The following is a 23168-nucleotide window of genomic DNA, read 5'->3' on the forward strand; positions in this document are numbered from 1 at the left end:
GCCATCGTCCCCAAATCAATGGGGCGACTGTACTCAGCGGCCGGCAGTTGCGATATCAGGCGGGCGTCAACGGGTGTTCACGATTCGTGAAGGGCCACGACCGCCCATTTTCCGTCGCGCGCCAGCGTGCGCGACACGTCCGCCAGCACCAGCCGGGCCGCCAGCCCGGCGGGCGAGAGTTCCTCGTCGGACAGGCTCGCCAGCAGATTGGGGCGAAACAGATGCGCGTCGTCAATGCGCGCCATGTGCAACTGGCCGGGCGCGATCCGCGCGGTGGCGGAGCTGGGCTGGATGGTGGCGGCGTTGCCCAGCTGCACCACGTCCATCAGTAACGACAGGCCGTCGACTTCCGCCACCACGCGCGGCGTCTGCCCCAACTGCTGGAACGCATTGTTGACCAGCGCGCGCAGGCCGTGGCGGCCGCTGGGCAACACCAGCGGCAGATGGGCAATGGCGTCCAGCCGCGTCGTGTCGCCATCGGGCACACCCGGCATGTCGCGCCGGGCACAGAGGTACAGCGGTTCGTCCAGGAGCGGCATGATGCTCCAGCGCCTCGCGGACTCGGCATGGAACACGATGGCCAGATCCAGCAGGCGGCCGTTAAGCATGTCGGCCAAATGACCCGACAGGGCCTCGACCAGATGCAGGCGAATATCCGGATAGCGCTCGTTCATGGCTTGCAGGAAGGGCGCGCCAAGAATGGCCGCCGTGGTCGACGGCAGCCCTACGCTGACATGGCCGGCCAGCCGCGCCTGCTGGGCCGCCGTCACGGCATCGTCGGCATGCCGCAAGGCAAGCTGGGCCTGCCGAAAGAACGCCAGCCCGGCGTCCGTCGGCACGACGCCACTGGCGCTGCGTTGCAGCAGGCGGGTCGAGAGCTCGCCTTCCAGCCGGCTGATCTGCTGGCTGAGCGCGGACGTGACCATGCCCAGGGACATGGCCGCGCGGCCGATGCTGCCCGCTTCAACGACGCGGACGAAGTAACGCAGCTGGCGGAGTTCCATGGCGGCTGTTTGTCCGCGCCGTTATGCGGCGGGGATCGTCAGGCCCTTCGCCACAGCCGGGCGGGCGACGAAGGCCTCGAGCACCCGAGCCACATTCTTGAACTGCGAGAACTCGACCAGATCGCCGGCGCCGTAGAAGCCGACCAGGTTGCGCACCCACGGCAGGATCGCGATGTCGGCAATGGTGTATTCATCGCCCATCACCCAATCGCGGCCTTGCAGGCGCTGGTCCAGCACGCCCAACAGGCGCTTGGACTCGGCCACGTAGCGGTCGCGCGGACGCTTGTCTTCGTATTCCTTGCCGGCGAACGTATGGAAGAAACCCAACTGGCCGAACATGGGCCCGATACCGCCCATCTGGAACATGATCCATTGCAGCGTCTCGTAGCGCCCCGCGGTGTCAGCCGGAATGAACCGTCCCGTCTTGCTGGCCAGGTAAATGAGGATGGCGCCGGATTCGAACAACGCCAGCGGTTTACCGTCCGGGCCATTGGGGTCCAGGATGGCCGGAATCTTGTTGTTCGGGCTGATCGACAGGAATTCGGGCGTGAACTGGTCCTTCGTGTCGAAACTGACGCGGTGCGGCTCGTAGGGCAAGCCCAGTTCTTCCAGCAGGATCGAGACCTTCACGCCGTTGGGCGTGGGCAGCGAATACAGCTGGATGCGGTCGGGGTGGGCGGCGGGCCACTTCTTGGTAATGGCAAACGAATCAAGCGAGGTCATGCGGGGTTCTCCAGGCGGGCGGATGCTCTGCGGCGGGATGTGCGCGGTAATCCTAGCGCAAATCCCGGCGATTTCGCGAGATTTCCGGGTTGCCGGCCGGCTCAGCGCCGGCCCCTGCCCCTAGCGCGTCCGACGCCCGGGCAGGCGCCACAGGGCGGCCCGAAGCGCCGCCACGCCCAGCGCGATCGGCAGCACCAGCCGCCACTGCGCCAGGAAGAGTTCCCGCGTCGCTTCGCCAGGCGCCCAGGTATTGCCGAAAACCTGCGGCGAGGGCGGCGCCAGGTACACGGCGACCAGCGCGGCGGCCAATCCCACCCCGGCCCGCCACGCGGCCGACTGGGGCGCCTTCACCCCCCGTTCGGCCGCGATCAAGGCCAGCAGGCCCGCCAGCCCCGCCAACACGGCATCGGCATAGAAGTCGCGCGGTTCATAGACGTACGGCGCGTCCGGAATCACCCAGCCATAGGCGTCGGTGGTCAGCACCGAGGTCAGGCAGGCGCCAAAGATCGCCGCGGCAGCGGCCAGCAGCAGGAAGTCGCAAACACGGAGCAGGAACGTGGACATGGCAGGACGGTGTCGCCGCGCGGGAAAATGGATCGGCCGCAGCATGCCACAGGTCGAGGTCCGGCGCAGGCCGAGGACGTGGGCCGCTAGCGCAGCAGGCGCGCCTGGGCCTAACGCAGGTCTTCTGGGTTAATGGATGCGTCGCGCACGTACGGGTCGCCGGGGTCCGGCGAAAGCGACGCTGCGATGTCGGCGGGAAACGCCGGAATCCGGCTGGTCCGCATCACCGCCCATCGCATGAGGGTGTGCAGGTAGTTGAAAGGGATCATCGTGACGTACATCAGGGCGGGGCTTTGCGCGTCGTTGGCGAAGACCCGCTCCTTGCTGAACGCGAAGCTCTCGCGCCGGCCGTCCACCGGCATGCAGAATGTGACCTCCTGGATCACGGCCTGCGGCCCTTCCTCCATGTAGCGGCGCAGGAACTCCCAATGGGAATAGGCGTTCTCCTGCCGGCTGGTGGCAATGGCGAAGGCGAAGGTCTCGCGCACGGTCTGGCCGTCATCGTCCAGCACCAGCCCGCGAATGTCCCAGTTGAACGCACCGAACGGTCCCTTGCCTTTTCCCAGCGTGAAGTGGATTTTGTCCCACGGCGCCGACAATACGGTGCCGTCCAGGCGAAACACGTGCACCTGGCGATGCTTGCGATCCAGCATGATGGGGTAATGCGTCCAGCGGAACATTTCCTTGCCGGCCAACCAGGCCCCGGCTGCCGCCAATGCGGCCAGCATCGCCATGCTGATGAAGACCGCCTCCCAGAGGCCGTTCTCGTTGGGCAGCTCATCTACGACCAGGATCCAGGCAAGCATCAGAATGCCCCCCAGCCCAAAGCCCACCCCTATCGCGCCGAGCAACGCCACGAAGCCGCGCCATCCATACCAGCGGTCCACCGACACCAGGCTATTGGCGTTCATCGTCACGACGCAATGCTGGGCCAGCAGCGGAACATCCAGGCGCACTTTCTGGGTCAGGCGATGCTGCCGATCGAAATCCCCCAGTGGCCGGTCGTTCTGGAACGTTGAAATGAAACCGGTGAAGTCCATTGCGCGCGGCCCGGCTCAGTACCGGAAATAGCGCATGCCGTAATCCTTCCCATCGCCTGCGCGGCGCTTTTTCCTGGATATTTCACGCAAATTGATGCCGCCGGGATCGGCCCAGCCGAAGCCTTTGAAGATGGTCTCGGCCACCTGCGCGAAACCTTCCGTCTTGCGGCCCCCGCGCCACGCCAGGAAGCCGAACACCAGCACCAGGCCCGGCAGCAGATACATGGCATAGATTCCATAGGCATCCAACTGGTTCTGGATGCTGAACGTGCCCTTGAACAACGCCAGCACGGCATCCAGGCACATCATGAAGATGAAAATCGCCGCGACGACAATGCCCCAGAACCGGAACGTAGACCGGTAGTGCGACCGGCGTCCCTCGAAACAATGGGGATACACCGCCACCAGGGCATCGGCATCGCGCCGGACGCCATACGCCGTCCAGGCTTGACCGTCGGATTCCGCCACCACATCGACCGCATCGCCGTCCTGAAATGGAAACCGCCAGAACCAGCCACGCACGGATTCGCCGTTGACCTCGAACTCTACGAAATCCGCTGTTTCCGAAGTGTCCAGCGTGGCGATGGCGATCCCCGCGCCCCCCATGTCTGCCAGGCCCGCCGACACGGCGGACGCGCCAACATCCTTGCCCATCTGGCTAAGGACGAAATCCCGATTGCGGCGAGACTTGCTCAGGCCGCTGATGGTTCCCGTGATCTTGCGGAGGGGATCGTTCGATTCCTTGGTCATCGTATTCCTTACACCACGTCAGCCAGGGCGGCGACGAAACCTTCTTCCTGCTTCTTGGGGTCGTCCACGGGCTTGCCGAAAGTCCGGCGGCCGAAAGCGCTGGTTTCGCACCACTCTTCCAGGGTGTCGGGCGTGAAGTACCACGCCAGCAACTGTATACCGACCAGCACCACCGCGATTTCCCAGCCCACCAGCAGACCGAGCACGCGGGCGACGGATGCGACGGCAACCCGCGCGGCGATGCCGTCCACCGCGATCACGACGACGTTCAGCCCCAAGCGCCGGCCCACGATCTTCAATAGGGGCGCGGAAGTGGCGATCGCCGTGATCACCGCGGCGCCCGCGGCGGTAAATCCAAGCGCTGATTTTATGCCGACCAGCACCATCAGCTTGTATTGCTTCTTTTCCCTGCGTTCGGTCGCTTCGTTGAAATCGATCGACGCAGTGATGAACGAGGCCCCGGCCCCGAGCATGCCGCCCATCAGCTTCCACTTCTGGAACCCGAAGGCTTTCTTTCCGGCCAATTGATACGGCACGATCGCAATGTCGATCACGGCGGCGCTCAACGTGGCGGCCGATGCGATCAGCTTCGCATACGTCGTGGTCGTCTTGTCGGTCGACGAGATGAGTTTCGTGAAATTCACGAGTTCAATCAAGCCGACCACGACCGTGATCCGCATGGTGGTCGCGCCATTGCGCCCGTTCGCGGGGCGAACCTTGCTCCACATGTCGCGCATGACCTGGTGGCCGGGCTCTTTCGCAATGGCCTCGTTGGCCTCAAGGAATGTGCGTGCCGTGCGCAAGCGTTGCAGCGCGACCTGGCGCGCCACGCCGTCGTAGCGGGCCTGTTGGCGCACCAGCGCCAGGGCGTCCGCGTCGCTGATGCCCGTGGACATCAGGAATATATTCTGGATGATCTTCTCGCCAACGTAATCGCCCAGGCCGTTCAGGCGCAGCCAACGGAATACCGTGTCCCCGGCCGTCATCATCAGCTTGTCGACACCCGCGTTCTTCATCGCGCGCGGCAAGGGCCCCAACTTCTGCGCATTGCTTTCGCCAACCAGCGAAACCGCTCGCTTGTAGTACCCGGCAAAGGTCTTCAGGTTACTGGTTGCTCGTTCGACAATCGCCAAGCCCACGGACAGCAGCGTCTGCTTGCCCTTGACGGCCTCATCCACGGCGGCCGTGACCTGCGGTTTAAGCGCTTTCTGGTTCGCGGCCACCGCCCGCCAGAAGAGCGACCTTCGATCGCTGGCGTCCCGCCGCACTTCCACCAGCGTCTTCAGGTAGCGCGCCCCCGCTTCGCTGGCGCCGATGCCTTCCGTCATGTCGGCGACCACTTCAATGAACTCGTGGCCATCGTCTTCGACGTCTTCGCTGTAGTCCTCCAGCGTATCGAACAGAAGATCCCACTCCAGCCACTTGATCAGTTCCACCGTCCTGGCGTTAGCCAGCGTCGTCGCCGCCTCCTGGAACCTGTCGTAGTTTCCCTTGAAACGCCGCAGCTTGTCCCAATCGATATTGTCGTTGTAGCGATCCCAGGCTTGCCGGACGCGGTCCTGGCGATAGTTCTCCAGATTCTGGTCGCGCGTGCGGTCCGCCAGCGCGATCTCGGCGTCGTAGGCGTTGAAGTCCGCCTCCGCCTGCGCCCTGCGCGCCGCCGGCACGTACTGGTCCAGCAACACGCCGCGGCGGCGCTGGTACTCGGCGTTGGATATCACACCGTTCGAGCGCTCGTTTTCCAAGCCCGCAAGCGCCTGCTTGCCTGGCATATCCTGCACATTCTGGTTGATGATCTGATTGCGGCGCATCACCTCGTAGTGCCGGCTTCCGCTGCGCTGGCCAAGCTGCACGGCCTCGGCCGTGCGCCTTGCCGCGTCATCGGCCTTGCTTTCCAGCGCCGCCTTCGCACCCTCGATATTGCTGATTGCCGTGATCTCCAACGCGCGCTCTTCGCCGTACCGGGCTATCGCGCCCAGCGCATCGTTGCAGTAACCGTTGAGTTCATCGGCGATGCCGATGGCGTCCCAGAGCGCCAGGGCCATCGGCCAGTAGCTGACGCCCATGGTGGGGTCGCCGCACTTGTCCAGCATCTGCGCCAGCAGCTGCTGAAGCACCAGGTCTTTTCGGTCGCCCACCGGCCGATTTCGGGGATACCAAGGCGTCTTCGTGAATTGCTCCGTCAACAACGCCTCATCGTAAGACCCGTCCGCCCGGCTCAGGACCCGCACGCGATCAAAGCCCGTGCATGGCAGTGCGGGCGGCTCTCCGGTCAAGCTGCTGAATTGATGGTCCCCGTACTCCAGGATTTTCTTGAAATTCGATTCGACGGCAAGGATGGACTGATGGTTCTTGGCCTCGCAGGTGCCCTGGGCCCAAACGGAAGGCTCGATCGCTTGCATCCGCGATGCGCGATGCGCGGGCGTGGCATAGCGCGCGCGCGTTTGAGGGCTCCATTTGTGTTCACTGTAGGCGAGCCATACCGTGCCGCACTGCTCCGGCTTTTCGATGACGATGTAATGCATGCGAAGCGGGTTGTGCCCCTGGCTTGCACATTTCATCGAGGGTTCGAGCCGGGCGCTGTCCGCATCGTCGCAGCGCCACAGCGTGCCGTCGGCGGTTACCGAATAGACTTCCCAGTAATTCGCCCCCTGCGGGCCTTTTTCATAGAAAAGGTACAGGAACCCCTGCCGCAGCGTGCGCGTCACGTATTTGTAGCGCGACGCGTCCAACTCCACGCCGGTCACGCGTTCACCACTGAAGTCGCTCAGGTCGGCTTGTGGAAAACTCGCCGGCACCACCGCATACCGCGTGGGAAGAATCGGCAAGCCGCCCGCCTGGCATACGCTACAAGCATTACTCATTCGTGTGTCCTAACCTGGAATGTGCGCGCGACTTGGCTGCCGGCAGTCATGCGCGATCGCCGCCCAGTCCGCATCCGTCAACGCCATGACAAGCCGCGAAAAGCCGATATCGCCGGGCCGGGCAGCCAGCATGTCCGCCACCGTCGGATGCTGGTCGAATTCGGGATGCACCGTCAGCGCGCGCAAGGCGATGGCCTCCCAATCGCGCAGGTCATGCAGCCCGGCTTCGGCGCCTCGGCGCACGCAAGCGACGACCTGCTCCAACGTCTCTGGCAATATCTCGCCGGCCCTGGGCGCCACCGCGCGCCAGGCGCGGTTGACCGCGGCGCAAGTCCGGACCGTCCGCCATTGATCACCGTCCAAACGCATGGCCGAGCCCGTACGCGGCTCGTCGATGTCGTACCGGGCCAGCCGCTTCCAACGGTCGACATTCACCCAAAGGCCTGCCGGACCCAGCAAATCGGCTTTCTGCCGCCGGGAAGCCTGGCGCCAGACCAGATCCAGCACCGCCGGATCGTGCAGCCGCAACAGGGTTCTTCCTCCGTCCGCACGGACCGCCAACAGGGTGCGCCCCAGGTGGCTGGCCAATGCCGCTGCGTCGCCCGCCCCGAATATCCATCCCCCTATCCGTCGGCCATCGCCCCTGCCCAAAGCGGCGGGCTCCCAATCGCTGATCGCCATGCCTGCGGCGGCGCGGCTGATGTCGGCATCGCGCGGACGCGTCAAATCCAATCCAATCAGGCGCGGCCATACGCGCGGGTCGATATCCGGGTGCGCCAGCCGCACCGGCGTCTCGCGCGCAGCCAGTTCGCCCGCCAGCCCTTCCCACTCCGGGTCGTCGGCGGGATCTCGCAGCAACGGGTCTATCAGCAGCAGGCAGCGGGAATCCCCACGGGAGGCTGCAAGCCGCTGCAAGGTCTCCGCCAATTCGATGCCCGACGTATAGGAATCCATGTTTGCGCATCCGTCCTAGAGATCGACCACGGCCGCGCCGGACGCCGCTGCGCTTTGCATCTTCAGTTGGCAGCCTTGGAAGTCCCCCGAAGGCAGCATGTCGGGGATCGGCGCGGATTGCGGCCCGACCCAGTTATGCACGCCCGCCTTCAGTTCCACCTTGCCCGGGGCATGCAACTGGATGCCGCCCCCCTCGATGCGCAGATAGGCGCCGCCCGCCGTGGCCAGCACGCGCTTGGCCGCCTGGACCGTTACGCTGGCGTCCGCCGACGCGACGGTCACGGCCTTTTCGGCCGTCAACGTCATCTTGGCGTCCTGGCTATGCACCCGCAGCTTGCCGCCCGCCGCGTGCAGTCGCAGCCCGCTTTCCTTGACGGGCCGGCCGCCGGACGCCGCAAGCCCCATGGTGTACAGAACCGCGCCCGCGGCCACGCCCATCGCCAGATTGGCGCTGCTGGCCCAGTTCACGTCCGGCGCCACCTGGGCGAAGGTCTTGCCCGCCACCAGGAAGGCGTCGGCGGGCGTGTACTGGCCGATGCCGCTGGGCGCGCTGACCTGGATGTGCGGTTCTCCATAGGCCGCCACCGCCACGCCGGCCGTGTTCGGGTCGTCCTGCGTGGTCTCCACCACGTCCAGGATGTGGGCCAGCGCCTCTTGCGCGGGCAGTGTCTGGGGGTCGTCCTTCAAGATCGCCTTTTGCCTGACCGCGGTCTCAGCAAGCTCTTTGGCGGCCGTCATCGCGGTCTTGACCTGTTTGGCCGCTTCGGCGCTGTCCAACAGCGCGCCATCGGCGTTTTCGCGCAGGTCGGCGCTGATCAGCAGGCCCGAGCCGCCGCGCACCGCCACCGCTTCCTTGGTGGACAGTTCGGCGCCGAAGCCCAGATCCTCGAGCCGCTCGTTGTCGCGTTGCTGTTTGATATGGCCCAGGTTCAAACGGCTGTCCGCTTGCGTGGTGGACGCGGTCAACCGCGACTGGCCCGGCGTATCGTCCTGCACCAGCTGGTTGTATCCCCCCGTGCCCGTCCCGCTGTCGGACAATGCCTGGGTCTTGAACCCCGACATCACCACGTTGTGCGCATGGCCGTCCTGGCCCCCGGCGAACCACGCGGGCGCGTTGCCCGTTGCGTTGGCGCCGCCCGCTTGCACCTGATTGTGCGGCGCGTCTTCGGCGCCCTCGCCGTTGTACAGCGCCCCCACCACGACGGGCCGGTCGATATCGCCGTGCAGGAATTCCACCAGCACCTCTTGCCCCACTCTGGGCACGAAATGGCCGCCCCAGTCGCCGCCGGCCACCGGCTCCGCCACGCGGACCCAGGTGCCCAGCTCGTCCTTGGCGGGCGCGTTTTCGTCACCTGATGGATGCGCCAGGCGGCTGCTGGAGGCCTTGCCCCGTTGCCAGTGGAATTGCACTTTGATCCGATGGTCGCGATCCGTCAGCACCGGGGCTTCAGCGCCCACGACCAGCGCCGTCTGCGCGCCGAACACGGTGGGACGCGGATGCACCCGCGCGCCATGACCATCCACCGTCACGGGACGGAACTCGGTGTCGATGCCGATGCAGGTGAAGCGGTTGCGGTAGAACTCTTCGTCCGCCTCCGCGGCGCCCGATTCGCGGACGGCGCGGCCCAGGTCGGCATCAAAGTTGTTGCGCGCCCGGTGCGTCATGGCGATCACCACGTAGGCAGGTTGCGCGTCTTGCTGATAATGGCCGGTAAGTTCGAACCGTTGCCCGGGCGCCAGCGTGCGCACCGTGCCGGCGCCCTCCACGCAGTCCTGGCGCGCCCGCAGCGCGGCCAGGGCATTGTGCGCCAGCCGTTCGCCCTGGGCGCTGTCCTCGTAGGCGTATTGCCCCGGGTAGTCGTGGTGCACCAGTTCCCTGTCGTTGGTCAGCTTGCCGGCGGCGGCCTGCGCGGACACGGGGCGCGCCTGGGCGCCGCGGTAGTCCCAACTGGCCAGCCGCACGCCGTTGGTCTGCCAGCGCTGGCGCCGGCTCCATTGCTGGATGCTGTCTTCGGTTTCGGTGACATCCGCGCGGGCAAAACGCACACTGGCTTGCGGCCCGGGCTTGAAGGCGCCGTTGTGGTCGGCGATGACCAGGGTGTGGCCGTCGGCCTCATGCTCTACCCAATAGAAGAGCCCCTCTTCGGCCAGCAACCGTTCCACGAACGCATAGTCGGTCTCGCGGTATTGGATCGTCAGGCTGCGCTTGGCGTAGCTGGCGCGGTCCCGCAGGTCCCAGCGCCATTGGGGCGCCAGCACACCGCTGCCCTTGTAGTCGGCGAAGATGCTCTCGACGATCTCGAACACCGTCCGGTCCTGGTACGCAAAGCTATCGTGCCGCTGGCGCAGGAAAGCCAGCCACGGCTCCACGGTCAGGCCGTACCGCGCCATGCCGCCATTGGCGCCTTGATACGCCGCGCCGGTCACGTGGCCGTGCCACAGACGGGGCTGGCTGCGGTCAAGCGCGGTTTGCAGCCGCAGCGTCACCGGCTGGCCCAGCAGGGCCTTCAGCGGAATATGCGCGTCTTCGGACAACGCCGTCAGGTCCAGGCGGAAACCGCCGTCCGACAGGCTTTCGACGCCCGCCAGCGTTTCGGCCACCAGCTTGTTGGGCCCCAGTGGCGTGCTCAGGTCGAGCAGCCGATTGGCCTGATCGGCGGCGGCGGCAGGCAGGCGGGAGAGAGACGCGGAATCGGGAGGCATGGCTTGGGTTCCGGAGTCAGGTCAGGCGATAGCGGAAATCGCCGTTCTTGCCCGCCGTCACGCGGATACGCGCGATTGCCTCGCCCTGCGCCATGCGGCCCAGGACCTGTTCGGCAATCTGCGGCAGCAGCGTGCCGTTAAGAATGTGATCGACGTTGCGCGCGCCGGTATCGACTTCGGTGCAGCGCGCCAGCACTGCCTCGACCATCGCATCGTCCCACTCGAATGCCGCGCGGTGGTTGGCCTGCACGCGCGCGGCGATGCGGCCAAGCTTCAGGCCGATGATGCGCACCAGCGCGTCGTCGTCGATTGGATAGTAGGCAACGGTTTTCATGCGGCCCAGGAAGGCGGGCTTGAAGGCCTTGTACAACTGCGGCGCAAGCAGGGCCTGCAGCGCCTCGGCATCAGGCCGTTCGGCCGCGCTTTTGTTCAGGCAGGCCTGCATGATGGCCGATGAGCCCACGTTGGACGTCAGGATGATGAGCGTATTGCGGAAGTCGATCTCGCGGCCTTCTGCGTCGTCCATCACCCCTTTGTCGAACACCTGGAAGAACAGCTCAAGCACATCCGGATGGGCCTTCTCGATCTCGTCCAGCAAGACCACGCTGTAGGGCTGGCGACGCACGGCTTCGGTCAGCACGCCGCCTTCGCCATACCCGACGTAGCCCGGTGGCGACCCCTTCAGCCCCGACACGCTGTGCGCCTCCTGGTATTCGCTCATGTTGATGGTGACCAGCTTGCGCTCGCCGCCATACAGCACGTCGGCCACGGCCAGCGCGGTTTCGGTCTTGCCGACGCCCGATGGCCCGACGAACAGGAACACACCCTTGGGTTTGTTGGGGTCCTCCAATCCGGCGCGCGCCGTTCGCACACGCTGCGCAATCGCATGCAACGCGTGGTCCTGCCCAATCACGCGTTCCGCCAGCAACGGCTGCAGTTCCAGCACCGTTCGGATTTCGTCGTTCACCATGCGGCCCAGCGGAATGCCGGTCCAGGCCGACACGATCTCGGCGATGACCTGGGCGTCGACGAACGCGGGCACGAGCGGGGCGTCGCCTTGCAGCGCGCGCAACTGTTGTTGCAGTTCGGCTAGCTGCGCCTGGCCCGGCGAAAGTTCCGCCTTGGCTGGCCGCCGCTTGCCTGCGGGCTCGGGCGTTGTCGGAACGCCCGCGGCTTCCAGTTCCTCGCGCAGCGCATGGATCTGACGGACCAGGTCGCTTTCTTGCGCCAATCGCGCTTCGGCCTCTGCCAGCGTCTGCCGCACGGCAGCCATTTCATCGTCCAGATCGCGCAGGCGGGCGGCGGGGCCGCCTGCCGCGGCCTCCCGATGCAGCGCCGCGCGCTCGGTGTCCAACCGCGCCAGGCGATGGCGCGCATCGTCGATCAAGGCCGGCGTGGCGCTGCGGCCTAACGCCACCCTGGCGCATGCCGTGTCCAGCACGCTAACCGCCTTGTCGGGCAATTGCCGGCCGCTGATGTAGCGGTGCGACAGGCGGGCCGCGGCCACGATGGCCTCGTCCAGCACACGCACGCCGAAGTGGCTTTCCATCAGCGGCGCCATGCCGCGCAGCATGCTGGCAGCCAGCGCCTCACTGGGCTCTTCCACCTTGACGACCTGGAAGCGGCGGGCCAGCGCCGCGTCCTTTTCAAAGTACTTTTTGTATTCGCTCCAGGTGGTGGCCGCGATGGTACGCAATTCGCCGCGCGCCAACGCCGGCTTGAGCAGGTTGGCGGCGTCGTTCTGGCCCGCCTGGCCGCCCGCGCCGATCATCGTGTGCGCTTCGTCAATGAACAGGATGACAGGCGTCGGGCTTTGCTTGACCTCGTCGATCACGTGCTTCAGGCGGTTTTCGAATTCGCCCTTGACGCTGGCGCCGGCCTGCAACAGGCCCAGGTCCAGCGTGCGCAGCGCCACGCCCGCCAGAGAAGGCGGAACGTCGCCCGCCACGATGCGCAGCGCCAGCCCCTCGACCACCGCCGTCTTGCCCACGCCGGCCTCGCCAGTCAGGATGGGGTTGTTCTGGCGACGCCGCGTCAGAATGTCGATCATCTGGCGGATTTCGGCGTCACGCCCGATCACGGGATCTATCCTGCCCTCGCGCGCACGCTCCGTCAGATTGGTGGTGTATTGATCCAGCGCCGGCGTCTTGGACAAGGCGGCGGCCGGCGCGGCGGCATCCTGGCCTGCGGCGCCATCGGCGCCGTCGCCCAGCGCAACGGCCTGGCCGGCCTCTTCCGAACCCGCCGTCAACGCCGCGAAGTCATGCTTCAGCGCATCCAGCCGAAACGACTCGAACAAGCGCGACCCGCGCCGCGCCAGCGCCGCCAGATCGGGCTCCGTCAACAGCGCCAGCAGCAGATGACCGGAGCGGATGCGCGTGGTCTGCGTATCCAGCGACGCAATCAGCCAGGCGTGTTCGAACAACTTGGGCAAGTGCGGAGAAAAAACCGGTGTGCGCGTATTGCCGTTCTTAAAGCCCCGGATCTCGGTGTTGAGGTCGGCTTCCAGCACCGACGCTTCGATGCCGCTGCGCCGCGCCACCATGCTGAAGTCGCTGGCGGGCCGCTCAAGCAGGGCCAGGAACAGATGCTCAAGATCCACTTCATAGTGCCCTTGCGCCATGCACAGGCTTGCGGCGCGTTCGGCGGCCTGGCGGCAGGTCTGGTTCAGCTTCGCGATCAGGGTTTTCAGCGGAATGGCCATGTTCTCGTTCGTCGTGTTCTCAATGGATGGTGTGCAGTTCGTAGCTGGCATCGTCGCGGTCGGCGTCGACAGGGGCGGTGCAAAGGAAGGAATTCCAGCCCAGGCGGGCCCCCTCGCCTTCACCGCCCAGCACGCTGCCGGCCACATCCGCCTGGGCCATGATCAGCCGCACCTCGTATTCGAAGCTCATGCCGCCAAACATCGTCAGCAACTTTTCCAGCGCCTGCGCGCGCGCGCCGCCGGGCAGGAAGTCCGCGAACGCGGTTCGCGACAAAGGGCCGATCCACAAGCGGATGCGCAGGTCGCGCTGCCAGATGCGGTCGCCTGCCATCGCGGATACGCCCAGCACCGCGCCCGGCATGCCCAACTGCGTGCGGTGCTCGGGCGGCACGTGGTACCAACGCCCGACGAACTGTTCCACCCGCATGTCCACCTGGAAGTAGTCGCACAGCACCCGCTGCAGGAATGCCGCAGATACCGGCCGCTGCCGCGCGGCGGCGGCGTAGTGCGCCAGCGATTCGTCGAACACCTGCCCGTCGCCCTGGTGCAGGCGGTCGCGCAGCGCGGGATGGCCGATACCGCCCAGCGCCAGCAGCAGCGGCAGATAGTGGTGGTCCTGCTCGGTTTCGTGGCGCATCGGCATGCGGTACTTCTTCCATGCCGCGTAGAAGAGCGCCGCCGCCCGGTTCGAGAAGATGTCGAAGAAGGCGCGCGCGCCGCGATCGCGCTTGGCGCTCTCGCGGTGGCTCAGAATCTCGGAGTAATGCAGCGGCAACGCACCTTGCCCGCCCAGCAGGCCGAAGAAGGCGGGCTCGATTTCCACCCGCCCCAGCTTGCCCTCGGCCAGCGCAGCCAGACGCGATGCGGTGTCCTCCAGTGGCACGCCGTCCTTGTCGTACGCCATCAACGCCGCGATCTCGCTTGCCGGAAAGCCCAGTGACGACGAGTTCAGGAAGCGCAGGTGGGCAGGCACCGCATTTTTCGCGCGCGTGCCTTCCTGGCGGGCGAACCACAGTTCCAGGACCCGGACGGCCTGGAAGAATTTGAAGCGCTGCGGCTCGGCCAGCAGCGATTCGATTACGCTAGGATCGCGTCGCCGTTGCACGGGGGGCACCGTAAGATTTCTTCCGCGCCACGGCGCGACAACACGACCAGCTGCACGAAGCTGTTGGCGTGCACGTACAGGCCAAAGAAGCGGTTGATCACCGCCACGAAGGCATGCAGGCTGGTTCCGACGAAGTTATCTTCATTGATCGTCAGGCGGATCTCGATGCCGCGCACGAAGGTGGCGAACGGCTCGCCCGGCATCCAGTGCGTTGCAGGTTTGTAGTCCAACCCCACCAGGCCTTCGATCTGCCGCGCGGCCACCGCCGCATGCGACAAGTCATACAGCCGCAGTGTCTCTTTCAGGGCGGGCAAGCCGCTTTGCACCAGCGACAGGTGATTCAGCGCCAGATGCGAGATCAAGCGCCAATGCGCGGCGCGGCCCTGCTGAAATCGATGGGTATGCGTTGGCCGGCGGAGCATGCGGATTTCGCGAGCGACGGACCCGCCTTCCAGGAACAGGTCGCCGCCCGACTGGCCCACCGCCAGATGCGCGGGCAGGTCGCGATTGGTGCAGGTCAGGTCCAGGCTAAGGGTCTCGGTCTGCGGCAGCGAAGGATCAAAATCGATATCGACGATGGACATCTCCATCTCGTAGCCGGGGCTGCGTTCCGCCACCATCGCATCACGCCGCGCCGTCCAGTAGTGGCTTGCGCGCTCTGGCGTTTCACCATGGTGCAGCGAGTAGAACGGACGGAACTCCACCACCGAATCGCCCTGCGCGTTCTGCCGGACCTGCCGGACACGATCGATCGAATACACCTCATAGCCATAGGCGCGCCGGGCGTCCGCCACCACGGGATAGGACGCCGCCGCATGGGTCACGCGGATGGGGTCGGCGCGCTGCGCGAACAGATTGACGACCGGCGTGCATCCCAGCCGGAAATGGTCGGGCGACGCCGATTCCAGCAAGCGCGCCGTGTTGGAATCGGCGCGCAGGCCCTTGACGGGCAGATGCAGCGTGAATTCGCGCGCCGTGCCTGCCGCGCGCCGCAACGCGGCCAGGTCGATATCGACGAAATTGAACTTCTCGGCGAAGACGAAATACTCGGCCAGCAACCGGTAGGCCGGGTGCGAACTGGCCGGAAAATCGATCAGCGCGTCATTTTCCGCCAGCCCCACTTGCGCCAGCGGCACCTCATCCAGGCGGTGCCAGCGGCCGGGTAGCGTTTCGATATAGGCGGCGGCCGTGCGCAGGAACAGGCAATCACGCAACGCGGCCACAAACGACGGCTCGCCATGCAGGTACACGCGCAGCGTGTCCAGGGCCAGATTGGAGAAATTCTGCGTTTCGGCCAGGCACGCCAGCGTCAGCGACAGCCGGCCCGTCACGCCGGCCGGCAGCGACGTCGACGAAGGCGCGTTGGCCGTGGACGCGAAACTGGCGCGGCGGATGGCCACCGGCGCCAACGTGACGTCGTATGCGGTGCGAAAGCGGCAGGCCACGCCTCGCACGGGATGGGATTTCAGTTCCGTGCCGCGCGGCATCCGCACCGGCGCCGTCAGTTGGGCCGCCACGCCGCCCATATCGAACTGCGCCACCGAACACGACGGGAATGGACGCAGGTAATGCGGATACATCACCTCGAACAGCGCTTCCGTGAATTCCGGATAGTCGTCGTCCAGCTTCTTGTTGATGCGCGCGCCGAGCAAGGCGAACGACTCGATCATCCGCTCCACGTGCGGGTCTTCGCACGTTTCGCCCGACAAGCCGAGCCGCGCCGCGATCTTGGGATAGCGCTGCGCGAAATCGCGTGACGACCCGCGCAAGAAACCCAGTTCGCGTTCGTAATAGGGCAGCAGTTCTTCCATCTTTCCCTTCCTCTCCGGCGGCGTGCTGCCCGCGCCCGTGTACGTTGTTGTCTATCCGGCGACGGCCGCAGCCTTGGCCCATCCCTTGCTGACGGAATACTGCAAGGTGGACGGCTGCAACGTCGCGTCGAACGTCACCGGCTCGTGTGCCGGACCCACATCCAGCATCGCGGTGATCGCGAAATACAGCACCGATGTCGCGCGGCTGTCCACCTGCAGCACGACCCTTACGTGCGTCAGCCGCGGCTCATGCCGCGCGATGGCCTGCTCCAGAGACCGGCAAATGAACTCACGGTCGTAATGGCTGGCCAGGCTGAGCCCCGAGAAATCCGACAGCCCATAGGTCAGGATCGACCGCTGGCAATTGGGATAGCGCTTCAGTGATTCTTCCGTGAAGACCATGCGCGTGTTCAACAGGGCTTCGATGTCGCGCGCGACCGTTTCCTTGATTTCTTCCACCGACAGGCGTCGCAAGGCATGCGGCGTCTGCCCGTCGCCGTCGAACAATTTGTCGAACAGGCTGGGCTCGAATCCTTTCATCACGGACCTCCGTTCAGCGCAAGCCGCGCGCCCGGCAAGGGGCGCGGCATGCGCTGCCTACGCGGTCGCGTTCAGACCGAATACGTCTTGTCGTTCTTGGTCAGGCTCCACGCGCCCTGGGCATTGCCGCCCTGGTTGCCGCCCACCTTCTGCTGCGTGTATTTCCACTGGACGGCGGCATACTTCAGCGAAAACGATTCATGCGGCAGACCTTCGCTGACGACTTCCGGCGCCACGCGCGAAATAATCACGTACTTGAGCTTGATCTCCAGGTACTTGACGCGGTTGCCTTCCCCGTCGGCACGCAGGAAATCAATCGTCACTTCGTCGAAAGTCGTACCGCCGGAGGCGTGCTGATACAGCAGCGGGCTGACGACATCCAGATCTTTGGTGAAGACCATTTCGCCATGCTCGGTGCGCTCGGCGGTGTGGCCGCCCGAGGTGGAGGCCGTGGCCGAACGCGGCTGGATGATCTCGTGGCGCCACGAGCCGACTTCGATCCAGTCCGGGTGGTCCTTGTCCTGGGACTCGCCTTTAAGCGCAGGATTGCCAAATTTGACGTAAATGTCCTTCATTCATAGCCTCTCAAGTTGAAAAACCGCTTATCGGACGGGCGATCAGGACTTCTGGGCCTGGGCGGGAAGCTCCGCGACCAGGCGCAACGAAATCGAAAGCTCGTCGAGCTGAAAGTGGGGCCGCAAAAACGCCACGGCCCGGAACACGCCGGGGCGACCCGGCACTTCGGCGACTTGCACCGAGGCTTCCCGCAACGGGAATTGCGCTTTCTGTTCCTGGCTGGCGTTGTCGTCCAGCAGGACATACTGCGAGACCCAGCGGTTCAGGAAACTTTCGACCGACTGCGCGGACGCGAAGCTGCCGATCTTGTCGCGCATCATGGCCTTCAGGTAGTGGGCCACGCGCGACACCGAAAAGATGTATTGCAACTGGGCCGACAGCACTGCATTGGCGTTGGCGCTATCGGTGTTGTATTTCTTCGCCTTCTGCACCGACTGCGCGCCGAAAAAGGCCGCGTAGTCGGAGTTCTTGCAGTGGACCAGCGGGATCAGGCCCAAGTCGCTCAGTTCCTTTTCGCGCCGATCGGTAATCGCGATTTCGGTCGGGCACTTGAGCGCGATTTCACCATCGTCCGTCTTGAAGGTATGGGTGGGCAGGTTCTCCACCAGGCCGCCCCCTTCCACGCCACGGATGGCCGCGCACCAGCCGAAGTCGGCGAATGCGGCGGTCAGGCGGGCGCCGAACGCCCAGGCAGCGTTGCACCACAGGTACTTGGCGTGGTCCGTGCCGTCCACGTCTTCGACGAAGTTAAAGCCTTCCACCGACGTGCCCTCCTTCGGGTCGTACGGCAGGCGGCCCAGGAAGCGCGGCATGGTCAGGCCGACATAGCGGGAGTCTTCCGAATCCCGGAAGCTGCGCCACTTGGTGTATTCGACGGTATCGAACACCTTGGCCAAGTCGCGCGGGCGCCCCAGGTCAGCAAAGCTGTCCAGGCCCAGCAGTTCGGGCGACGCCGACGCGATGAACGGCGCGTGTGACGCGGCGGCCACGTGCGACATCTGCTCGATGAAATACATGTCTTCGGGCTGGCGCGTAATCTCGAAATTGCCCAGCAGCGCGCCGAAGGGCGAGCCGCCAAATGTGCCGAACTCTTCTTCGTAGACCTTCTTGAACATCAAGCTCTGGTCGAAGTCGATGGCGGTCTGGAAGTCGCGCACCAGATCGCGCTTGGTCACGTTCAGCACCTTGATCTTCAGCATCGGGCCGGTGTTGCTCTCCTGGCACAGGTAGTGCAGGCCGCGCCAGGTGCTTTCCAGTTTCTGGAATTCAGCGCCGTGCATGACTTCGCTGAGCTGCGCGGAAATCAGGCGGTCCAATTCGGCGACACGCGCGTCCAGCATGGCCGACAGGTTGTCCGACACCACCACGGTGCCCTTCATGACTTCACGGGCGAGTTCGCCGATCAGATCTTTGGCGCGGTCGTGTTCGGCGGTGGATTTGGCCACCCGGCTCTGTTCCACAATCTGGTCGAGCAGGCCCGAATCGGCCTCGGCGGCTTGAGCGGCCGAGTTCTGCGCGGCGGCGGAATTACTCATGGCTGCCTCCCTTGCCGTTCTTGCCGGCTTCACTGGTCAGTTGCTGCAATTTTTCAGTGCTGCTGAGCACCTCGCCCAACAGATCTTCCAGCCGGTCGTTGCCGGCAAGCTTGTTGCGCAGGTCGGCCAGCTTGGTGCGAATGTCCAGCAGCTCTTTAAGCGGTTCAATCTGCTGCACCACGGCTTCCGGCCGGAAGTCTTCCACGGAACGGAATTTCAGGTCCACGCCGAAGGTGCCGCCCTCGTCCGTCAGGCGGTTCTTGACGCGGTAGGCCGCGCGCGGCTCCAACCCGCTCATCACGTCATCGAAGTTGTCCACGTCGATGTTGACGAACTTGCGGTCTTTCAGGCGCGGCAACTCTGCTTCGGATTGCGCGCTGAAGTCGCCCACCACCCCCACGACGAACGGAAGCTCTTTCTGTTCAATCGCATCGCCCTTCTCAACGTCATAAGTCAGTTGGACGCGCGGCGGGCGCACTTTCTGGAGTCGTTTCTGAACGCTTTCTTTCTTAGCCATGAGGGCTCCCAGCGAGGTGCGTGTTGGTTAGGCTGACAAGGCCGGTGGCGCCGGCGCCCGCGAGCCGGTCAGGGTTTGAGAAGGTTGCCGAACGGATCCGGCGCGCGTCCGCCGGTAGCGGCGGGCGTGGCCGGCGTCGTCGCGGATGGCGCGGCGGGTGCCTGGTTCGGAGGAGATGCAACGGGTGACGCGGTTCTGGCGGGCGTCGCCGTGGCGGGCGCAGCCGTAGACGGCGAGCCGGCATCCGCGGCGGGCGGCTCAACACGCTTGACGGGTTGGCGCGACCGCGCGGGCGGCTTGCGTCCTTCGGGGAACAGGACGTCCTGCCCCAGGGTTTCGCGCATCGCGGCGGCCAGCGCCACCGCGTCGGTGCGGGCATTGCCCGCCAGCAGCGCATCCGCGCGCAGATCCGCCAGCGACTGCATGGCCACGCGCAGCCCGCCCACGGCGCGCACCGTCTTGGCGGTGAAATCTTCAGGGTCCCGGTTCAGGGCTTCGTCTGCCGCCACGATCGCTTCGCCGTACTTCTGCTCATCGAAACGGATCTTCGCGATGTACGACCAGGGCTCGCCTCGCGAGGGATTGCGCTGCGCGATCTCCTCGAACTCCGCCACGGCCTGGTCGCCTCCCTTCGAGGCAAGGCTCTGCGTGGCCTGCGTGATGGATTGCTTGAATTCGGCGTCGGTCTGCGGTTTGACGGAGGCGGCACAGCCTGTCATCAAAGCCACCATTCCGCCGATCAGAAAGAGACGAGAAAGTTGCATTTTCTGGGCACGTGGGGTTGTAACCAAGGCCGCGTATTTCAACAACTTTTTGTTAGTACACCACTACAGTGATTAACTCGATGTAACTCTGCGCGAAACGTCGCCTAACGTGCCGCGATCTTCATACTGCCGCAATGTTCCGGTATAAAGAGCCATGTCAAAACATCTCAATTTATCGCGATGCTTGGCGGCCTTTTCGCTGATTGCGGCCAGCTCGGCAATCAGCGGTTGCGCGGCCGTTTCGGCGATCGGCGCCGTGGCCGGAATGACCGGCAGCGCGCTCGACATCACGGGCCTGAAAAAGGACCCGAATGCGCCGATCGACGTGAAATTGGCGATCCATGCCGGAGAAAATTTGAATGCGAGCAGCGGCCAGCCCATGGCCATCGTTACGAAAACATACTATTTGAAGAATGCCGAGGCATTCCTGCGCGCGCCGCTCACACAATTGGTTGATACTGCGCAGGAAAAGGCGGCACTGGGCGATAGCCTCGTCGCGTCACGCGAGGTCATCCTGACACCCGGACAGCGCTACGAGAATGTGGAAAAAGTGCCCAAGGGCGCCACGTATATCGCAGTGGCCGCCTTGTTCTACGCGCCTGCGCCGCAGCGCTGGAAATATGTGTTTGAAGTGAAGTCCGCCGAGGACTCCGGCATTGTCTTGGGCGCCCATGCCTGCGCGATGACCGTCGCGACCGGCAAGATCGTGTTGCCCCCCGGGGTGCCTGAATTCGATCCGTCCCGCCTCGCTTCGGTGCAGTGTCCGAACTGAAGGCAGTTGCAACCCACGTCACTACGAAACGCCCGCTACCTATATATCTATAAGAGCCAGCCAACGTGAGTTATTCAGCGAAAGTCCTATGGGGTGAGGGCCTGTTTCTGCGGCCCCAGCATTTTCAGCGGCAAGACGCCTATCACGAGGCCCGCCTGGCCGAAATGAGCCGCGCGCTGCATCCCTACTCATGGGGCCTGCGCACCGTGCGGTTCGACGCCGCGGCCTTGGCCAACGGCATGCTGCGCGCCACCGAACTGTCGGCCATTTTTCCTGACGGCGAAATCTACAACGCGCCCCACAACGACGACCTGCCGCCAGCCGTGGCGCTGGACGGCCTGGATGGCGCGAGCGACGCGGTGTTCTATCTGGCGCTGCATCCCATGAAGGATATTGGCGGCAACTACCGGGACGGCGCGCAAGGCCCGGGCTTCGACGCCCGCTACGCGCATCAAGACAGCCCGGCGCCCGACCTCTACACCAACGCCAGCACCGCCAGCCTGGCCTTCCTGCGCAAGAACGTGCGGCTGTTGTCCGAACACGAGCCCCGCGACGCGCTGCTGACCATCCCCGTCGCGCGCGTGCGCCGCACCGCCAGCGCGGGCTATGAACTGGACACCGGCTATATCGCGCCGAGCCTGACCGTGCAGGCCTGCGGCGCTTTGTTCGAACAGTTGCGCCGGCTGCTGGATGCGCTGCAAGCCAAGGTCAATGCGCTGTACGGTTTTCACCGCGAGCCCAGCAAGAACATCATCGAATTCCGCTCCGGCGATGTGGCGTCGTTCTGGCTGCTGCACACGGCCAATGAAGCCTATTCGGCGCTGTCTCACCTGTTCCATAACCCGCAACTTCACCCCGAGCGCCTGTTCCAGGAAATGCTGCGCCTGGCCGGCGCGCTGATGACGTTCTCGAAGGTGCATACGCTGGCCGACCTGCCCGCGTACCGCCACGACCAGCCCGGCGCCGCCTTCGCGAAACTGGACGACATCCTGCGAGACCTGCTGGACACGGTCATTTCGACCCGCTATTTCTCGGTGGTCCTCGACGAGGTGCGGCCGTCGTTCCACGTCGGCCGGCTGGATTCCGGCAAGCTCGATGAAACCACCGCGCTGTACCTGTCCGTGTCGGCCGCCACGCCGGCCAGCGAACTGGCCGAGACCGTGCCGCTGCGCTTCAAGGTCGGCGCGCCCGACGATGTGGAAAAGCTGGTGCTTTCCGCCATGCCCGGCGTGCAGTTGGTCTACACGCCGCAAGTGCCGCCCGCCGTGCCCGTCAAACCAGGCGCCTGCTATTTCACCTTGCAAACGCGCGGGTCGCTCTACGACCGCATGCTGCAGGCGCGAAGCATCGCGATCTATGCCCCGTCCGGCATCCCCGAACTGAAGCTGGACCTGATCGCCGTCACCCGTTAACCGCTGTCCACCGAAAGAGCCCGCCATGACCGCCGACGCGCCCTCTCTGATGCCCGGAACCACGCTTCCTCCCCGTGCCGCCGACTTCTACGGCTCACGGCCCGCGAAGTCTCTGCTGGACCTGCTGTACGACGGATTCCTGATGCTGTTCCTGCTCAAGAGCGGACAGCAGCCCGCCAGCGCGGCGTCTTTCTCGGCGCGCGTGCAGCAGTTCCTGGCGGACTTCGAGCGCACCGCCAAGAAGCTGGAAATTCCTGCCGAAGACGTCTACGCCACCAAGTACGCGTTCTGCGCCGCCGTGGACGAAACCGTGCTGAATTCCGGATTCTCGATCCGCGATGCATGGATGCTGCAACCCCTGCAATTGACGCTGTTCGGCGAACAACTGGCAGGCGAGAATTTCTTCGCCCGTCTTGAAGACCTGCGCGCGCAAGGCGCACCCCGGCTGCAGTCCCTGGAAGTGTTCTACATGTGCCTGCTGCTGGGCTTCCAGGGCAAGTACATGATCGAGGGTCAGGAGAAGCTTGGCTACCTGACGGCGCGCCTGGGCGACGAAATCGCGTTGTTGCGCGGCAAGCGCGCGGGCTTCGCGCCGCACTGGGCGCTGCCCGACAAGATCGCGCACACCTTGAAGCGCGATGTTCCTCTGTGGAGCATCGGCGCCATCTTCGCGCTGCTGGGTTTGCTGGCGTATCTGGGCATGAGCCATTTCCTGAACGGCGACATGCAGACGGCGATGGCCCCGTATCACGACATCGTCAAACTCGGCCCGCGCGCCGCTCACCTGACCATCTCGCTTCCCTGACGGTCCACCCCGGACGGCCACGCAC

General features: G+C 65.1%; 19 protein-coding genes. 3 read left to right on the forward strand and 16 right to left on the reverse strand.

Going from position 1 to position 23168, the window contains the following annotated elements; translation table 11 throughout:
• Positions 1–77: 77 nt before the first annotated feature.
• The 16 genes from CQ050_RS11745 to CQ050_RS11820 form a co-directional block, all read right to left on the reverse strand.
• Positions 78–1004, reverse strand: coding sequence for a LysR family transcriptional regulator (locus CQ050_RS11745; RefSeq protein ID WP_105557003.1), 927 nt, complete (start codon positions 1002–1004; stop codon positions 78–80).
• Between the two features lie 21 nt (positions 1005–1025).
• Positions 1026–1727 (reverse strand): glutathione S-transferase N-terminal domain-containing protein, encoded by a 702-nt coding sequence (locus CQ050_RS11750; RefSeq protein ID WP_105557004.1) that lies wholly within the window; start codon positions 1725–1727, stop codon positions 1026–1028.
• A 120-nt stretch (positions 1728–1847) separates the two neighbouring features.
• Positions 1848–2291 (reverse strand): hypothetical protein, encoded by a 444-nt coding sequence (locus CQ050_RS11755; RefSeq protein WP_105557005.1) that lies wholly within the window; start codon positions 2289–2291, stop codon positions 1848–1850.
• 110 nt (positions 2292–2401) lie between these two features.
• Positions 2402–3331: a DUF6708 domain-containing protein gene (locus CQ050_RS11760; RefSeq protein ID WP_105557006.1), complete on the reverse strand. Its 930-nt coding sequence runs from the start codon at positions 3329–3331 to the stop codon at positions 2402–2404.
• 15 nt (positions 3332–3346) lie between these two features.
• The gene (locus CQ050_RS11765) at positions 3347–4081 is read right to left on the reverse strand and encodes a putative type VI secretion system effector (protein WP_105557007.1); all 735 of its coding nucleotides are present in this window, start codon (positions 4079–4081) and stop codon (positions 3347–3349) included.
• Positions 4082–4089: 8 nt separating this feature from the next.
• Positions 4090–6945: a T6SS effector BTH_I2691 family protein gene (locus tag CQ050_RS11770; RefSeq protein ID WP_146121020.1), complete on the reverse strand. Its 2856-nt coding sequence runs from the start codon at positions 6943–6945 to the stop codon at positions 4090–4092.
• A gap of 9 nt (positions 6946–6954) precedes the next feature.
• Entirely contained in the window at positions 6955–7899 is a 945-nt protein-coding gene (locus CQ050_RS11775; RefSeq protein ID WP_105557009.1) for a DUF4123 domain-containing protein, read from the reverse strand.
• A gap of 15 nt (positions 7900–7914) precedes the next feature.
• On the reverse strand, positions 7915–10602 hold the full coding sequence (locus tag CQ050_RS11780; RefSeq protein ID WP_105557010.1) for a type VI secretion system Vgr family protein: 2688 nt from the start codon (positions 10600–10602) through the stop codon (positions 7915–7917).
• 16 nt (positions 10603–10618) lie between these two features.
• Positions 10619–13306, reverse strand: coding sequence for a type VI secretion system ATPase TssH (gene tssH / locus CQ050_RS11785; RefSeq protein WP_105557011.1), 2688 nt, complete (start codon positions 13304–13306; stop codon positions 10619–10621).
• A gap of 19 nt (positions 13307–13325) precedes the next feature.
• Positions 13326–14420 (reverse strand): type VI secretion system baseplate subunit TssG, encoded by a 1095-nt coding sequence (gene tssG / locus CQ050_RS11790; RefSeq protein ID WP_199196790.1) that lies wholly within the window; start codon positions 14418–14420, stop codon positions 13326–13328.
• Positions 14384–16222, reverse strand: coding sequence for a type VI secretion system baseplate subunit TssF (gene tssF, locus CQ050_RS11795; RefSeq protein WP_105557012.1), 1839 nt, complete (start codon positions 16220–16222; stop codon positions 14384–14386). The genes tssG and tssF overlap by 37 nt, the downstream gene beginning before the upstream one ends.
• Positions 16223–16273: 51 nt before the next feature.
• Complete coding sequence (gene tssE, locus CQ050_RS11800; RefSeq protein ID WP_105557013.1) at positions 16274–16762, reverse strand: type VI secretion system baseplate subunit TssE; 489 nt, start codon at positions 16760–16762, stop codon at positions 16274–16276.
• A gap of 71 nt (positions 16763–16833) precedes the next feature.
• On the reverse strand, positions 16834–17337 hold the full coding sequence (locus CQ050_RS11805; protein WP_006395404.1) for a type VI secretion system tube protein Hcp: 504 nt from the start codon (positions 17335–17337) through the stop codon (positions 16834–16836).
• Between the two features lie 42 nt (positions 17338–17379).
• Positions 17380–18873 (reverse strand): type VI secretion system contractile sheath large subunit, encoded by a 1494-nt coding sequence (gene tssC, locus CQ050_RS11810; protein ID WP_105557014.1) that lies wholly within the window; start codon positions 18871–18873, stop codon positions 17380–17382.
• On the reverse strand, positions 18866–19390 hold the full coding sequence (gene tssB, locus CQ050_RS11815; RefSeq protein ID WP_105557015.1) for a type VI secretion system contractile sheath small subunit: 525 nt from the start codon (positions 19388–19390) through the stop codon (positions 18866–18868). The genes tssC and tssB overlap by 8 nt, the downstream gene beginning before the upstream one ends.
• Positions 19391–19458: 68 nt before the next feature.
• Complete coding sequence (locus tag CQ050_RS11820) at positions 19459–20109, reverse strand: M48 family metallopeptidase (protein WP_233213977.1); 651 nt, start codon at positions 20107–20109, stop codon at positions 19459–19461.
• Positions 20110–20308: 199 nt separating this feature from the next.
• Between CQ050_RS11820 and tssJ the strand changes: the two genes are divergently transcribed.
• The 3 genes from tssJ (at position 20309) to icmH (ending at position 23143) form a co-directional block, all read left to right on the forward strand.
• On the forward strand, positions 20309–20926 hold the full coding sequence (tssJ, locus tag CQ050_RS11825) for a type VI secretion system lipoprotein TssJ (RefSeq protein WP_105557017.1): 618 nt from the start codon (positions 20309–20311) through the stop codon (positions 20924–20926).
• Between the two features lie 65 nt (positions 20927–20991).
• Entirely contained in the window at positions 20992–22338 is a 1347-nt protein-coding gene (gene tssK, locus CQ050_RS11830; RefSeq protein ID WP_105557018.1) for a type VI secretion system baseplate subunit TssK, read from the forward strand.
• 25 nt (positions 22339–22363) lie between these two features.
• Entirely contained in the window at positions 22364–23143 is a 780-nt protein-coding gene (gene icmH, locus CQ050_RS11835) for a type IVB secretion system protein IcmH/DotU (RefSeq protein ID WP_105557019.1), read from the forward strand.
• The last annotated feature ends 25 nt before the right edge of the window (positions 23144–23168 follow it).

Source organism: Achromobacter sp. MYb9 (assembly GCF_002975275.1).
GTDB lineage: Bacteria > Pseudomonadota > Gammaproteobacteria > Burkholderiales > Burkholderiaceae_B > Achromobacter.